We start from the raw sequence: 14,874 nt of genomic DNA on the forward strand, positions 1-14,874 counted from the left end.
CCGAATTATCGGTAATCTGAGGCCGTTTCAGGGGGCCTGCCAGCCTCCGCCCAGCGCGGCAATCAGCGCCACGCTGCTGACCCACTGCGTGCTCTGCAGCGTCAGCAAACTCTGCTGCGCACTGAGGCTGCTGTTCTCTGTCGTCGCCACATCCAGGTAGGTAATCATGCCCGACTCATACTGCAGACGCGTCACCCGCGCCGAGGTCTGCGCCGCGTCGGTGGCGCGCTGCTGCGCGGCGATTTCGCCCTGCAGCGTGTTCAGCTCCACCAGCTTATCTTCCACCTCCTGCATCGCAGTCAGTACCGTCTGACGATAGGTGGCGACGCTGGCATCCCAGCTCGCCCGCGCCTGATCGACTTTCGCAGAGTTCGCACCCGCATCGAACAGCGTGCCGCTCAGCGCCGGCCCCAGCGACCAGACGCGGTTCGGCAGCGAGAACAGCGAATGCAGCACGGAAGCACTGACGCCCCCGCTGGCGCTGAGGGTCAGGTCAGGATAGTAACCGGCCACCGCCACACCCACTGCGGCATTGGCGGCGGCCATGTTACGTTCGGCGTAGGCGATGTCGGGACGGCGCTGCAACAGTCCGGCCGGCAGGCCCGCCGGAATCGCGGGCAGGGAGGCCGTCAGCGGCGCAGCGGTCAGGCTGAAGTCGGCGGGGGCTTTGCCGACCAGCAGCGCAATGGCGTGCTCCATCTGCGCGCGCTGCCACTGGTAATCCTGCGCCGACGCGCTGGCGCTCTCCAGCTGCAGCTGCGCCTGGGCCAGCGTGGCACGCGACGCGGTACCCGCCTGATACTGGCTGTTAATCACTTTCAGGTAGCGCTGATACGCGTCAACGCTCTCCTGATAGAGCGCGATTTTCTGATCCATGATGCGCAGCTGGAAATAGTCCTGCGCCAGCTCAGACTGGGCGCTCAGGGTGATATTGGCCAGTTCCGCCGCGCTGGCCGAGGCGCTGGCGCGGTTCTCCTCCAGCGTGCGCCGTAGTTTGCCCCACAGATCCAGCTCCCAGCTGGCACTCAGCTCCGCCTGATGGCTGCTGCTGGTGGTGCGGGCACTGCTGTTGGTGGCATGACTGCCGCTGCGCGTCACGCTGCCGTCATAATCCAGCGAGGGAAACAGCGCTGCGCGTGACTCTGCTGCCAGTGCCTGCGCCTGCCGGTACTGCGCGGCATAGGTTGCCACGTTCTGATTCGACACGCTGACCTGGCTCAGCAGCCCGCTCAGCGTGGCGTCATGATAGACCGCCCACCACTCGCCTTTGCTCTGCGCATCCAGCGGCGTCGCCTGCTGCCAGCCCCTTGCCTCTTTATAATGAACCGGCATTGCCACCGCCGGGCGCTGATAGTCGGGACCGACGCTACAGCCACCCAGCAGCAGCATCACAACAAACGGGATGAGAGGTTTCATGAATCAGGATTCCGCATGGCGCAGACGACGCCATTGACGTTGAGTAGTACGGCCCAGGCGATCGAGCCAAAGATAAACCACCGGCGTGGTAAACAGCGTCAGCAGCTGGCTCAGCGCCAGTCCGCCCGCGATAGCGATCCCCAGCGGACTGCGCAGGTCGGCATCACCGCCGCTGCCCAGTGCCAGCGGTAACGCGCCGAAGAAGGCCGCCAGCGTGGTCATCATGATCGGCCGGAAGCGCATCAGGCACGCCTGGGTGATCGCCTGCTGCGGCGACATACCCAGCCGCCGCTCCGCGTCGATGGCGAAATCGATCATCATGATGGCGTTCTTTTTCACAATGCCGATCAGCAGAATGATGCCAATCAGCGCGATCACCGTGAGCTGCGTGTTGGTGAGCAGCAGCAGTAGCATCGCCCCGACGCCCGCTGACGGCAGGGTCGAGAGAATGGTCAGCGGATGGATGTAGCTCTCATAGAGCACGCCGAGCACGATATAGACCGCCGCCAGCGCCGCCAGAATCAGCCACGGCATGGTGGCGGTCAGCTGTGAAAAGGCCGCTGCAGTTCCGGCAAAACCGGCATGAATAGTCGACGGCAGGCCCAGCTTCGCCATCGCCTGTTTAATCAGCAACTGCGCCTGCTCCAGCGAGACGCCATCATTGAGGTTAAACGCCACCGTGCTGGTGGCCGACTGGCCCTGATGCGCCACTGACAACGGCGCGTTGCCGCCGCTGAAGCGGACAAAGGCGGAGAGCGGCACGCGGTCACCGCTGTCGTTAATCACATAGAGCTGCTGCAGCGTCTCCGGATTGGCAGTGTCGCTATCCTGCAATGACATCACCACGTGATACTGATTCAGAGTGTGATAGAGCGTGGCGATCTGCCGCTGGCTGAAGGCATTGTTCAGCAGCGTATCCAGCATTTTCACGTTGACGCCCAGCCGCGTAGCGCGGTCACGGTCAATCGTCAGCGCCACCTCCTGACCGCCGGTCTGCGAGTCGGAATCCACGCTGTTAAGCTGGGGGATGGCCGCCAGCGCCGCCTGCACTTTCGGCGTCCAGACCCGCAGCAGATCAAGATCGTCCGCCTGCAGGCTGTACTGATACGTCGCGTTAGCGCTGCGTCCGCCAATGTGCAGATCCTGCGCCGCCATCAGAAACATCTGCGCTCCGGCGATGTGGCTGGTTTTGCGCGTCAGCCGGTTGGCCACTTCGGTAGCCGTAGCATCGCGCTGGTCAAAATCCTTCAGCCGCACAAAGAAGTTGGCGCTGTTGCGGGAGCCAAACATCCCGCTGCCCATCGATGACATCACGCTCTCAACCGCCGGATCTTGCTGAATGATCTTCGTAAACATCAGCATTTTGGGCTTCATCGCCTGGAATGAGATGTTCTGATCGGCGCGCAGCGCGCCCATCAGCAGCCCGGTGTCCTGATTAGGGAAGAAGCCCTTCTGCACCACGGTGAAGAGAAAAACATTCAGCAGCACGGTCAGCAGCAGACTGAGCAGCGTCAGTTTCTGATGGCGCATCACCCAGGCCAGTCCGCGTGCGTACGCGGCCAGCAGGCGGTTCAGCTGGTTTTCAATAAACTGATAAAGCGGATGCGGCCGCTGGCTGACGGGCGGCTTCGGTTTCAGCAGGCGCGCGCAGAGCATCGGCGTCAGGCTGAGTGAGACAAACAGCGAGATCAGCAGCGACACGGTGAGCGTCACGGCAAACTCGCGGAACAGCCGCCCGACAATGCTGCCCATCAGCAGAATCGGGATAAACACCGCGATCAGCGACACGGTCATCGACAGCACGGTGAAGCTCACCTCCTGCGCCCCGCGCAGCGCCGCCCGCAGCGGGCTGAGTCCGCGCTCAATGTGACGCGTGATGTTCTCCAGCACCACAATCGCATCATCAACTACAAAGCCGGTGGAGATAATCAGCGCCATCAGCGACAGGTTATCCAGGCTGTAACCCAGCAGGTACATCACTGCGCAGGTGCCGATCAGCGACACCGGCAGCGCCAGCGCCGGGATGATCACCGCCTGCAGATTGCGCAGGAAAATAAACACCACCGCAATCACCAGCAGCACCGCGATCAGCAGTGTCTCTTCGGTGTCATACAGCGACGCGCGCACGCCGGGCGAACGATCAACAATCACTTTAAGCTGGCTGTCCGCGGGTAGGCTCTTTTCCAGCAGCGGCAGCTGCGCTTTGATCGCGTCGATGGTTTCGAGCATGTTAGCGCCCGCCTGACGTTTAATGCCGATCATCACCGCAGGCGTGGCATTCAAAAATCCTGCCTGATAGCGATCCTCCACCGAGTCATAGACTGTGGCGACGTCGCTTAGCCGTACCGCCTTGCCCTGCTGATACGTGATGATCAGATCACGGTAGCTGGCGGCCTTTTCCAGCTGGCCGTTGCTGTCCACCAGCCACGACTGGTCACTGCTCTGCAAAATCCCCTTAGGCAGATTAGTGGTGCTGTTGGCGACGGCGGCGCGCACCGTCTCCAGCGAGATGCCGTAATGAGTCAGCTTCAGCGGCTGCAGATCGATGCGCACCGCCGGTAAGGCGCTGCCCATCAGCGACACTTCTCCCACGCCCTGCACCTGGCCCATCGCCTGTTCGATCTTGCTCTCTGCCAGATCGTAAAGCTCGCCGGGCGTACGGGTGGCGGAGGTCAGCGCCAGCATCACAATCGGCGCATCTGACGGGTTGGCTTTGCGATAAGTAGGCAGCGAGGCCATTGCGCTCGGCAGCAGGCTGCGCGACGCGTTGATCGCCGCCTGCACGTCGCGTGCCGCGCCGTTGATATCGCGGTCCAGCTCAAACTGCAGGATGACCGTGCTGGATCCCTGCGAACTGCTGGAAGTCATCTCACTAATACCGGCAATCTGCCCCAGCGAACGTTCCAGCGGCGTGGCGACGGTGGCGGCCATGGTTTCCGGGCTGGCTCCCGCCAGGCTGGCGCTGACCATGATAGTCGGGAAATCGACCTGCGGCAGCGGAGCCACCGGCAGCAGCCGGTAGCCCAGCGCGCCGAGCAGCAGGATCGCCAGCGTCAGCAGCAGCGTCGCTACCGGACGAAAGATAAACAGTCGGGTCAGATTCATTGCCCGCTCCGCGCCTGCTGCTGACGGCGTTTCACCCAGGCATTGCCGCGTTGTGCCAGCCCATCAAACAGCAGGTAGATCACCGGCGTGGAGAAGAGCGTCAGCACCTGACTGACAATCAGCCCGCCGACAATCACCAGCCCCAGCGGCTGTCGCAGCTCTGCGCCCGAGCCGGAGGCCAGCATCAGCGGCAGCGCGCCGAGTAGCGCCGCCATGGTCGTCATCAGGATCGGACGGAAGCGCAGCAGGCAGGCCTGATGAATTGCGTCACGCGGGCTGAGGTGCTGCTTATGTTCCGCCTCCAGCGCGAAGTCGATCATCATGATGGCGTTCTTTTTCACGATGCCGATCAGCAGGATGACGCCAATCAGCGCAATCAGGCTGAACTCCGTGCCTGCCAGCAACAGCGTCAGCAGCGCGCCCACCGCCGCCGACGGCAGCGTAGAGAGAATCGTCACCGGATGGATAAAGCTTTCGTAGAGGATGCCGAGCACCACATACATGGTGACCAGCGCCGCCAGAATCAGCCACAGCGTGTTGCCGGTGGCGCTCTGGAACGCCGAGGTTTCTCCCTGATAACGCAGTGTGGTGCTCTCCGGCAGGTGTAGCTGCTGCCGCACGTCGGCGATCGCCCGCTGTCCATCCTCCAGCGAGTAGCCCGGATTCAGGTTGAAGGAGATCATCACCGCCGGAAACTGGTTCAGCCGCATGTGCATCAGCGAGCCGGTGCGCTGATGAATAGTGGCGATAGCAGTGAGTTTCACCATCCCGCTGCGGGTGGACGTCGTGTCGGAAGCGGAGGTGGACGTCGATGTGGATGAAGACGTTGATGTTGATGACGAAGACGTGGATGACGTCGTGCTGGTGGATGACGACGTGCTGCTGCTGGAAGAGGGCTGCAGATAAATATCATCAAACGACGCCGGACCCTGCTGGTAAGCCGGAGCTACTTCCAGCACCACCCGATACTGATTCGACTGGGTAAAAATCGTCGAGACCAGCCGCTGACCAAAGGCGTTATAGAGCGCGGTGTCCACGTCCGACGCAGTAATGCCAAAGCGCGCCGCTTTGTCGCGGTTCAGCTCCACGTAAGAGACGCGCCCCTGATCCTGCAGATTACTCACCACGCCATTAAATTCGGGCCGCTGCTGCAACGCCGCCACCAGCTTCGGCGTCTCGCTGACCAGATTTTCACTGTCGGCGTCGTCCAGGGTGAACTGATATTGACTCGGCGAGACCTGATCGTTGACGGTGAGATCCTGCGCCGGTTGCAGATAGAGCTGAATGCCCGGCACCTCGTTGGTCGCCTGCTTCAGCTGGCTGATTACCTCGCTGGCGCTGAGATCGCGGGAACCAAACGGCTTGAGGTTGATCTGCAGTCGTCCGCTGTTGAGGCTGGTGTTGGTGCCGTCGATGCCGATTGTCGATGAGACGCTCTCCACCGCCGGGTTCTTCAGGATCAGCGCCGAGAGCGCCTGCTGCCGCGTCGCCATCGCTTTAAACGAGACATCCTGTGAGGCGACGGTAATGCCCTGAATCAGCCCGGTATCCTGGGTCGGGAAGAAGCCTTTCGGCACCATCATGTAGAGCAGTGCCGTCAGCCCGAAGGTCGCCAGCGCCACCAGCAGCGTTAGTTTCTGATGGTTCAGCACCACGGTCAGCAGCCGGTCATAGCCGCGCACCAGCGTATCGAACAGTTCGCCGCCCTTGCGGGAAAAGGTTGACTGCTGCTCGGGCGGAATATGGCGCAGCAGGTAAGCGCACAGCATCGGCGTCAGGGTCAGCGACACAAGCATCGACACCAGAATCGCCACCGCCAGGGTGATCGCGAACTCCCGGAACAGCCGCCCGACCACATCACCCATAAACAGCAGCGGGATCAGCACCGCAATCAGCGAGAAGGTCAGCGAGATAATGGTGAAGCCAATCTGCTGTGAGCCTTTCAGCGCGGCCTCCATGGGCGACTCGCCCTGCTCCAGCCGCCGCGAGATGTTCTCGACCACCACGATGGCGTCATCAATGACAAAACCGGTGGCGATGGTCAGCGCCATCAGCGACAGGTTATTCAGGCTGAAGCCCGCCAGATACATCACACCAAAGGTGCCGACCAGCGACAGCGGCACCGCCACGCTCGGGATCAGGGTGGCAGCCACGTTGCGCAGGAACAGGAAGGTCACCATCACCACCAGCGCAATCGACAGCATCAGCTCAAACTGCACGTCGCTGATCGAGGCGCGGATAGTCTGGGTGCGATCGGAGAGAATCGTCATCTTCACCCCGTCCGGCAGCGCGGCCTGCAGCGCGGGGAGCTGCGCCTTGATATTGTCCACCACCTGAATGACGTTCGCGCCCGGCTGACGCTGCACGCTGATGACAATGGCGGGCTGATTGTTGGCCCACGCCGACTGGAAGCTGTTCTCCGCGCCCTGTTCGATATGGGCGATATCTTTCAGGCGCAGCGCCGCGCCGTTCTCATAGGTGAGGATCAGGTTGCCGTACTCTTCAGCGGTGCGCAGCTGGTCGTTGGCGTCGATGGTGACCGAATGATATTTCCCGTCAAAACCGCCTTTGGAGCCATTGACGTTGCTGTTGCTAATCAGCGTATTCACCGCCTCCAGCGTCAGATGATGCGCCGCCAGCGCCTGCGGATTCATCTGCACCCGAATCGCGGGCTGATGTCCGCCCGCCAGCGTCACCATCCCGACGCCGGAAATCTGCGACAGCTTCAGCGCCACCCGGGTATTGACCAGATCCTGCACCTCTGTCAGCGGCAGCGTGCCGGAGCTGGCCGCCAGCGTCACCACCGCGCTGTCCGCCGGATTGACCTTTTTGTAGGTCGGCGGATTGGGCAGATCGTCGGGCAGCAGGTTATTCGCCGCGTTGATCGCCGCCTGCACCTCCTGCTCGGCGACATCCAGCGACAGATCGAGGCTGAACTTCAGGGTGATGATCGACGAGCCGCTGGCGCTGGTTGAACTCATCTGGCTCAGCCCGGCCATCTGCCCTAACTGGCGCTCCAGCGGCGACGTGACTGACGACGCCATCACATCCGGGCTGGCTCCCGGATAGAGCGTCGTGACCTGAATGGTCGGATAGTCCACCTGCGGCAGCGCCGAGGTGGACAGAAATTTATAGGCAAAAATACCGGAAATCAGCACGCCGACCATCAGCAGGATGGTGGCGACCGGACGCAGAATAAACAGGCGAGACGGGTTCATTTCGACACAGCACCGGCAGCAGGCGTCTCATCGGCCAGCGTGACTTTGCTGCCGCTGGTGAGGCGATCGATTCCTTCCGTGACCAGCCGATCGCCCGGTGCGACGCCGCTGAGGATCGCCTGCTGATCGTCGCCGAACGCGGGGCCGGGGGTGACTGCTTTGCGCGTGACGGTGTGATCCTGATTGATCACGAAGACAAAGCTGCCGTCGCTGCTGAGCTGCAGCGCCTGGGCCGGGATTACCGTCGCGCCTTTCAGCACGCGGGTCTGCAGCCGCAGATTGACAAACTGGTTAGCAAACAGCGACTCATCCTGGTTGGCAAACACCGCCTTTAGCGCCACGGTGCCGGTGGCGGTGTCGATCTGGTTGCTGATGAACTTCACTTCGCCGCTGGCGAGCTGATGCTGGTTGTCCTGATCGAACAGCGTGGCGGGCAGGCTCTGGCCCTGATGCAGCACGCTGACCAGCGCCGGGATGTTGCTCTGTGGCACGCTAAAGGTGACGGCGGCGGGCTGCATCTGGGTGATGGTCACCAGGCCGGTGCTGCTGGAGCTCTGGACCATGTTGCCGGGATCGACCTGACGCAGACCGACGCGCCCGCTGATCGGGGCGGTAATCCGGGCATACTCAATGCTCAGCTTCGCACTGGCGATCTGCGCCTGATCGGCGGCGACCGCACCGCGATACTGTCCGACGGTGGCAATCTGGGTGTCCAGATCCTGACGCGCCAGCGCGTCCTGCGCCGCCAGTTTGCGGTAGCGCGCCAGCGTCAGTTCGGCGCTGTTCAGCAGCGCCTGGTTTTCACTGAGTTCGCCCTGATACTGATTCAGCGTCGCCTGATAGCTGCGCGGATCGATCTGCGCCAGCAGCTGCCCGGCGCTGACCTTCTGCCCTTCGGTGAAGAAAACCTGCTCCAGCTGGCCGTCAACGCGGCTGGTCACCGTCACGCTGGCGTTGGGGATCACCGTGCCGAGCGCATTCAGCCACACCGGCACATCCGCCGTGCTGGCAACCCCGCTGTGAACCAGCGTCGCCCCGCCGCCCATCATGCCGTGCGCGCCATGCCTGCCCGGCGGCATCCCCTCGCCCGGTGCATGACCCGCCGTCAGCAGACGCCAGACAACGCCAGCGACAATCGCAACCACCAGCAACAGGAGCAGCCATTTAAGCCCAAAGGAACGCGCGGGGCGAGAAAGGTGGGTCATCGTCAAACTCTTCAGATAAGCAGAAAAGGAAATCCCGGAACGTGCGGAATGCGGCAGTGAGAACCTGCAGAGACGCGCAAAAAAACGCCAGGCTTCACGTCGGCCATTATCGGTCAAAGGCGACACGCCTTTCTATTGGCAAACTGTCAGGGTTTCGTTAAGAACGATGATGATTTAACGGCGGTTGATACAGCAGGAAGGGCGGGAGCTGGCGAGCAGGCAAAAAAAACCCACGCATCTGCGTGGGTTGGTGTAATAACAGGGATCTCACTGCCGAAGCGGTGTTGTTTTCACACCCATCAATACCTCTGGGACTGCTATCCTCGCACTGATTGACCGCGCGGAGACAGCGGGAAAACGCAACCGAATTCGGGGAAGTGCAACGAGGTGTGAATATCTTTCACGCCTCGCTTACACTCTGATTTATCTAAGATTTATCTGAAGGATTCGCCGGCGGTTTGGTGTAGATAGCGTCCGGCGCGATATTCATGTGTTTGAGAACCGGTCCCATAATATTACCGAACACCGGTGCGGCGACCGATCCACCGAAGTGATCGCCAGCCGTCGGATGGTTGATCATCACCACCAGCGCGACTTCAGGATGGCTGGCGGGCGCGAGTCCGGCGGTGTAGTTGACGTAGCCGCCATCATACTTGCCGCTGGTGCCCATTTTTTCCGCCGTACCGGTTTTGGTCGCCAGACGATAGCCCGGCACCGCGGCTTTCAGTCCGGTTCCGCCCGGCAGGACGTCACTCTCCAGCATATGCACCACCTCTTTCACCGTTTCCGGGTTGGCGACCTGCCGTCCCATAACCGGTGGCGTGACGCGGGTGATCGACAGCGGACGGTAAACACCATAAGAGCCGAGCGTCGCGTATTCACGGGCAATCTGCAGCGGCGTAACGCGCAGACCATAGCCAAAGGAGAACGTCGCCCGCTCGATATCGGCCCAGCGGGCGCGGTGCAGCGGGAAGTAGCCGACGCTTTCGCCGGTCAGCCCTAATCCGGTCGGTTTGCCCAGACCGAATGCCTGATAGGTGTTCACCAGCGCTTCGGCAGGCATCGCCAGCGCGAGGTGTGACACGCCGATGTCACTCGATTTTTGCAGAATGCCGGTCATGGTCAGGCGCGGCCAGTGGCCGACGTCGCGGATCAGGTGGCCGTTTACGCTGTAAGGCGTGGTGTCGATCACCGAGTCCGGACGCACCAGATGGCGCTCCAGCGCTTCCATCACCACTAACGGCTTAACGGTCGATCCCGGCTCATAGCTGTCGTTGATGGCCGAGTTACGCATCTGCGCCGGGGTAGCCCCTTCATAGTTGTTAGGGTTGAACGACGGATAGGAGGCCATCGCCAGAATTTCGCCGGTGTCGATTTTCACCAGCACGGCGGCACCCGAATCGGCCTTGTTGAGCAGCACGCCGTCGCGCAGTTTGCTGTAGAGCGTGTACTGATCATATTTGTCGATGCTGAGCTGCACCGTTGGCGGCTGAGTCGGCGGCTGATAGTTGATCATCGCGATGATATTGCCCGCCGCATCCTGACGATAAACTTCTTTGCCCGGCTCGCCCTGCAACACCTTATCAAAGCCTTTTTCCAGCCCGTTTAGCCCGACGTTATCCGCCCCGACGATGCCAATCAGCGGCGCAGAGGCTTCACTCATCGGATAGAAACGGCTGTCGTCATAGACTTCACTGATGCCCTTCAGCTTCAGCTCTTTTATATCTTTGGCGATGCCCAGTTCGACTTTGCGCCCCAGATAGAGGAAGCGACGTTTCGGGTTGGCCGTGATCTGCGCGGCCAGCTCTTCGGGGCGGGTGTTCAGCGCCGCCGCAAGATAGGCCCATTTGGCACTGGTAAAATCGGGGTTGCTCTCCAGCACGCGCTGCGGATCCGCAATCACGTCGCGCGATGGCACGCTGAGCGCCAGGGCTTCGCCGTTCCGATCCAGCAGGGTTCCGCGGCTGGTCGGCAGCGTGACGGTACGCAGCGAACGCTGATCCGCTTCGTGCTCCAGCATCGGCTGATTCAGGAACTGCAGGTCCGCTACGCGCGCCAGCAGCACCACCAGACAGGTCGTGACGCCCAGGCAGATCAGCCGAAAACGAAAAGGGTTAAATGGCGCTTTTATCTGGTCTTTTCCCAGTAGTTTTTTAATCCGGGGCATGGCATTCCGCTGCGCAAAATAAAGAGAAAGGGGCTGGTGCCAGCAGTTATAAAGAAAGCGCTGGCTGTATAACAGGAAAACTGTGTATCAGTTCGTTATCGGCAGCAAATTGCGGACAAAAAAAACCTGCGCATCTGCGCAGGTTGGTGTAATCAAGAAAATCTATTGATGTTCACCCATCAATACCTCTGGGACCCTGAATGTAGCAAAGGCGATTGATCGGCTGCTATCTCTCAAACGCAACAGTTACCCGCAAAATGTAACCAGCCATGAGATCTTTACGCTATTGTGCAATCCTGATGTTTTTTGATTTCCACCAGGCAACTCATGGCGTTTGGCCCCTGCGTCAGCGATGACGTGCCGATGTCGAGCGTCAGTACATTAGGGTTACCCGCGCGGTCGTGCGGCTGCCACGCCTTGCCGAAGCCGGGATCAAACCAGGCGCCGGTTGAGATAATCACCACGCCCTGCTTCACGCCCTCGGTGATGCGCACGCCCGCCAGCATCACGCCGCGTGCGTTGCTCACCTCAATCTCATCGCCCTCCACCAGCCCGCGCGTGGCCGCATCCTCTGGATGCATGTAGAGCGTTTCGTGTCCGGCGGTTTTATTGCCCTGCACCGTTTCAGTGGCATCCAGCTGGCTGTGTAACCGGTCGGAAGGCTGAATCGAGATCATGTGCAGCGGATAGTCGCGGCTGACCGGCGAACCGAGCCACTCCTGCGGTTCACGCCATTCCGGATGACCGGCAAAATCGTCCAGCTGGTAGTCCGCAATGGTCTGGCTGAAAAGCTCGATTTTGCCGCTGGCGGTTTTAATCGGATTGGCCTGCGGATCGGCGCGGAAATCCTCCATAAACTGATAGGGCTTGCCGCCTTCCGGGATTTCCACAAAGCCGCGCTGCCAGAATTCCTCAAACTCGGGGAAATCGATGCCTTTGCGCTGATGCGCGGTCGCACACTGCTGATAAAGATGGGCGATCCACTGCATCTCGTTGCGCCCTTCGGTGAAGGTGTCGCGATAGCCGAGGCGCTCTGCCAGGTCAGCAAAAATATCGAAGTCGTTGCGCGCCTGGTGCTGCGGCTTAATCGCCTGATGCATCGCCAGCACAAAGCGGTCACGTGAGGAGCCGCCGATGTCGTTGCGCTCCAGCGTGGTGGTCGCGGGCAGCACGATGTCGGCCATCTGCGCCGCGGGTGTCCAGACGATATCCTGCACCACTATCGTATCGGGCCGTTGCCAGCCCTCCACCAGCCGGTTCAGCTGCTGGTGATGATGGAAAGGATTGCCGCCCGCCCAGTGCACCATGTGAATGTCGGGATAGTGCAGCGTTTCGCCCTGGAAGCGATAGGGCTGGCCGGGATTGAGCAGCATATCGCTGATGCGCGCCACCGGAATCGACAGCCCGGATGGATTCGGGCCGGTGCTCATCATCGGGGCCGGACCTTCCTGACGCGGATTGCCGACGCTGTTCATCGAACCGTGACCAAAGGAGAATCCCGCGCCCGGCAGGCCAGGCTGGCCGAGCATCGACGACAGCGCAATCATCATCCAGTAAGGCTGTTCGCCGCGATGGGCGCGCTGCACGGAATAGGAGCAGGTGATAAAGCTGCGCTTGCCGGTCAGCTGCTGCGCCAGCTGCACAATACGGTCAGCCGGGATGCCGGTGATACGGCTGGCCCAGCCGGCGGTTTTCGCCACGCCGTCGGTTTCGCCCAGCAGATAGGCGCGCAGCTGCGGCCAGCCGGTGCAGTGGCTGGCGAGAAACGCGTCGTCAACCGCACCGCGCTGGGTGATCTCATGACCCAGCGCCAGCATCAGCGCCACGTCAGTATTGGGGCGAATCGGGATCCACTCGGCATTAACAAATTCCGGGCAGTCATCGCGCATCGGGCTGATGTTGATGACCGGCGTCCCTTTGGCCGCCAGCTGCAGCAGCGCCGGTTTCAGGCTGTGCTGCCCTGCGCCCCCGGAGGCAACCTGGGCGTTTTTCAGCGCCAGCCCGCCAAAGGCGACAAAAATTTCGGCATGCTCCACCACCTGCGGCCATTCGGTGACACGCCCGGTCAGCGGCATATAGGTGCCAATGACATAGGGCAGGAAGAACTGTGCCGCGCCCCAGCTGTAGTTGCCCTGCTGATCGACGCCGCCGCCGCCCTGAAAGTAAAAGCGACGCACCAGGGTGCGGGCGTGGTTGACGCGACCGGCCGATGACCAGCCGTAGGAGCCGTTGAAAATGCCCGACGCACCGTAGCGCTCGCGAACACGGCGATTCTCTTCCGCCACCAGGTCCAGCGCGGTTTCCCAGTCGACAGCGACAAAATCTTCGCGGCCACGCAGCGTGCGATCGCTCTTCTCGCGCGACTTCAGCCACGAGCGGCGCACCATCGGCTGGCGAATGCGCTTGTCGGAGTAGACCAGCTCGGGAATGGTGTGGATCATCGGGGACGGATCGGCATCGGCGAAGAAAGGTTCGCAGCCAATCAGGCGATCGTTTTCAGTGACGGCGGTAAAGGCGCCCCAGTGAGCCAGATGCGGCACTTTGGTTTTCATCGTTGTTTTTCACGGTAGCCAGGTGGGAGATTGAGCATAGCATGGGGCGACGGCTGAGCAGAAGATGTGCCTGCGGGTCCGATTTTGCCCCTTTTTGCGACGACGCTGGCATTCTGTCGGGTTGATGTGTCCGCCCTTTTCCGTAACACTGATGCGATGTGTAAACGTTTTCCCCAAAGCAGGTCAACGCATGGCTACCATAAAGGATGTTGCGCGACTGGCGGGCGTTTCTGTCGCCACAGTCTCACGTGTAATCAATAATTCTCCCAAAGCCAGCGACAGCTCCCGACAGGCCGTAGGCCAGGCGATGGAGCAGCTTCAGTATCACCCGAATGCCAACGCACGCGCGCTGGCGCAGCAATCGACCGAAACGCTCGGCCTGATTGTCGGTGACGTCTCCGATCCCTTTTTCGGCGCGATGGTGAAAGCCGTGGATGAAGTGGCCGGCGACACCGGTAACTTTTTGCTGATTGGTAACGGTTACCATAATGAGCAAAAAGAGCGGCAGGCGATTGAACAGCTGATGCGTCACCGCTGCGCGGCGCTGGTGGTTCACGCCAAGAAAATTCCCGATGCAGAGCTGGAAGTGCTGATGAAGCAGGTACCCGGAATGGTGCTGCTGAACCGGCTGATAAAAGGCTTTGAAAAGCGCTGTATTGCACTCGACGATCGCTACGGCGCCTGGCTGGCAACCCGTCACCTGATCCAGCTTGGCCACCAGAATATCGCCTTTATCTGCTCGACCCACACGATCTCCGATGCCGAAGATCGTCTGCAGGGTTACTACGATGCGCTGAAAGAGCACGGCCTGCCGTGCAGCGATCGGCTGGTCACCTGGGGCGAACCGGATGAAGTGGGTGGTGAGCAGGCGATGACCGAACTGCTGGGACGCGGCAAGAATTTCACCGCCGTTGCCTGCTACAACGACTCCATGGCGGCAGGCGCGCTGGCGGTGCTGAGCGATAACGGCGTCCGCGTGCCGGAAGAGATGTCGCTGATCGGCTTCGATGATGTGCTGGTGTCGCGCTATGTGCGACCGCGCCTCACCACCGTCCGCTATCCGATTGTCACCATGGCACAGCAGGCGGCCCAGCTGGCCCTGGCGCTGGCCAACGATCTGCCGCTGCCGGAAGTGACCCACATGTTCAGCCCGACGCTGGTGCGCCGCCATTCGGTCAGCGGCCCGGCCTGACGCGACGGTGGCCGGTTCA

General features: G+C 61.2%; 7 protein-coding genes. 1 reads left to right on the forward strand and 6 read right to left on the reverse strand.

Annotated elements, in window-relative coordinates:
• Positions 1-27: 27 nt before the first annotated feature.
• The 6 genes from PU624_RS20320 to PU624_RS20345 all read right to left on the reverse strand — a co-directional run bounded on the left by PU624_RS20320 (position 28) and on the right by PU624_RS20345 (position 13,663).
• The gene (locus tag PU624_RS20320) at positions 28-1,416 is read right to left on the reverse strand and encodes an efflux transporter outer membrane subunit (RefSeq protein ID WP_283546408.1); all 1,389 of its coding nucleotides are present in this window, start codon (positions 1,414-1,416) and stop codon (positions 28-30) included.
• A 3-nt stretch (positions 1,417-1,419) separates the two neighbouring features.
• Positions 1,420-4,521 (reverse strand): efflux RND transporter permease subunit, encoded by a 3,102-nt coding sequence (locus PU624_RS20325; protein WP_283546409.1) that lies wholly within the window; start codon positions 4,519-4,521, stop codon positions 1,420-1,422.
• Positions 4,518-7,739: an efflux RND transporter permease subunit gene (locus tag PU624_RS20330; protein ID WP_283546410.1), complete on the reverse strand. Its 3,222-nt coding sequence runs from the start codon at positions 7,737-7,739 to the stop codon at positions 4,518-4,520. The genes PU624_RS20325 and PU624_RS20330 overlap by 4 nt, the downstream gene beginning before the upstream one ends.
• Complete coding sequence (locus tag PU624_RS20335; protein WP_283546411.1) at positions 7,736-8,944, reverse strand: efflux RND transporter periplasmic adaptor subunit; 1,209 nt, start codon at positions 8,942-8,944, stop codon at positions 7,736-7,738. Before PU624_RS20335 ends, PU624_RS20330 begins: the two co-directional genes overlap by 4 nt.
• 427 nt (positions 8,945-9,371) lie before the next feature.
• Positions 9,372-11,111, reverse strand: coding sequence for a penicillin-binding transpeptidase domain-containing protein (locus PU624_RS20340; protein ID WP_283546412.1), 1,740 nt, complete (start codon positions 11,109-11,111; stop codon positions 9,372-9,374).
• A 278-nt stretch (positions 11,112-11,389) separates the two neighbouring features.
• Positions 11,390-13,663: a molybdopterin guanine dinucleotide-containing S/N-oxide reductase gene (locus tag PU624_RS20345; RefSeq protein ID WP_283546413.1), complete on the reverse strand. Its 2,274-nt coding sequence runs from the start codon at positions 13,661-13,663 to the stop codon at positions 11,390-11,392.
• Between the two features lie 190 nt (positions 13,664-13,853).
• Between PU624_RS20345 and galR the strand changes: the two genes are divergently transcribed.
• On the forward strand, positions 13,854-14,855 hold the full coding sequence (galR, locus tag PU624_RS20350; protein ID WP_179897412.1) for an HTH-type transcriptional regulator GalR: 1,002 nt from the start codon (positions 13,854-13,856) through the stop codon (positions 14,853-14,855).
• Positions 14,856-14,874: the final 19 nt, after the last annotated feature.

It is taken from the genome of Pantoea sp. Lij88 (assembly GCF_030062155.1).
Lineage (GTDB): Bacteria > Pseudomonadota > Gammaproteobacteria > Enterobacterales > Enterobacteriaceae > Pantoea.

What these genes read in the sequence shown, in the direction of transcription:
- PU624_RS20320 (WP_283546408.1), bottom strand. Translation starts at nt 1,416, where the DNA reads ATGAAACCTCTCATCCCGTTTGTTGTGATGCTGCTGCTGGGTGGCTGT.
- PU624_RS20325 (WP_283546409.1), bottom strand. Translation starts at nt 4,521, where the DNA reads ATGAATCTGACCCGACTGTTTATCTTTCGTCCGGTAGCGACGCTGCTG.
- PU624_RS20330 (WP_283546410.1), bottom strand. Translation starts at nt 7,739, where the DNA reads ATGAACCCGTCTCGCCTGTTTATTCTGCGTCCGGTCGCCACCATCCTG.
- PU624_RS20335 (WP_283546411.1), bottom strand. Translation starts at nt 8,944, where the DNA reads ATGACCCACCTTTCTCGCCCCGCGCGTTCCTTTGGGCTTAAATGGCTG.
- PU624_RS20340 (WP_283546412.1), bottom strand. Translation starts at nt 11,111, where the DNA reads ATGCCCCGGATTAAAAAACTACTGGGAAAAGACCAGATAAAAGCGCCA.
- PU624_RS20345 (WP_283546413.1), bottom strand. Translation starts at nt 13,663, where the DNA reads ATGAAAACCAAAGTGCCGCATCTGGCTCACTGGGGCGCCTTTACCGCC.
- galR (WP_179897412.1), top strand. Translation starts at nt 13,854, where the DNA reads ATGGCTACCATAAAGGATGTTGCGCGACTGGCGGGCGTTTCTGTCGCC.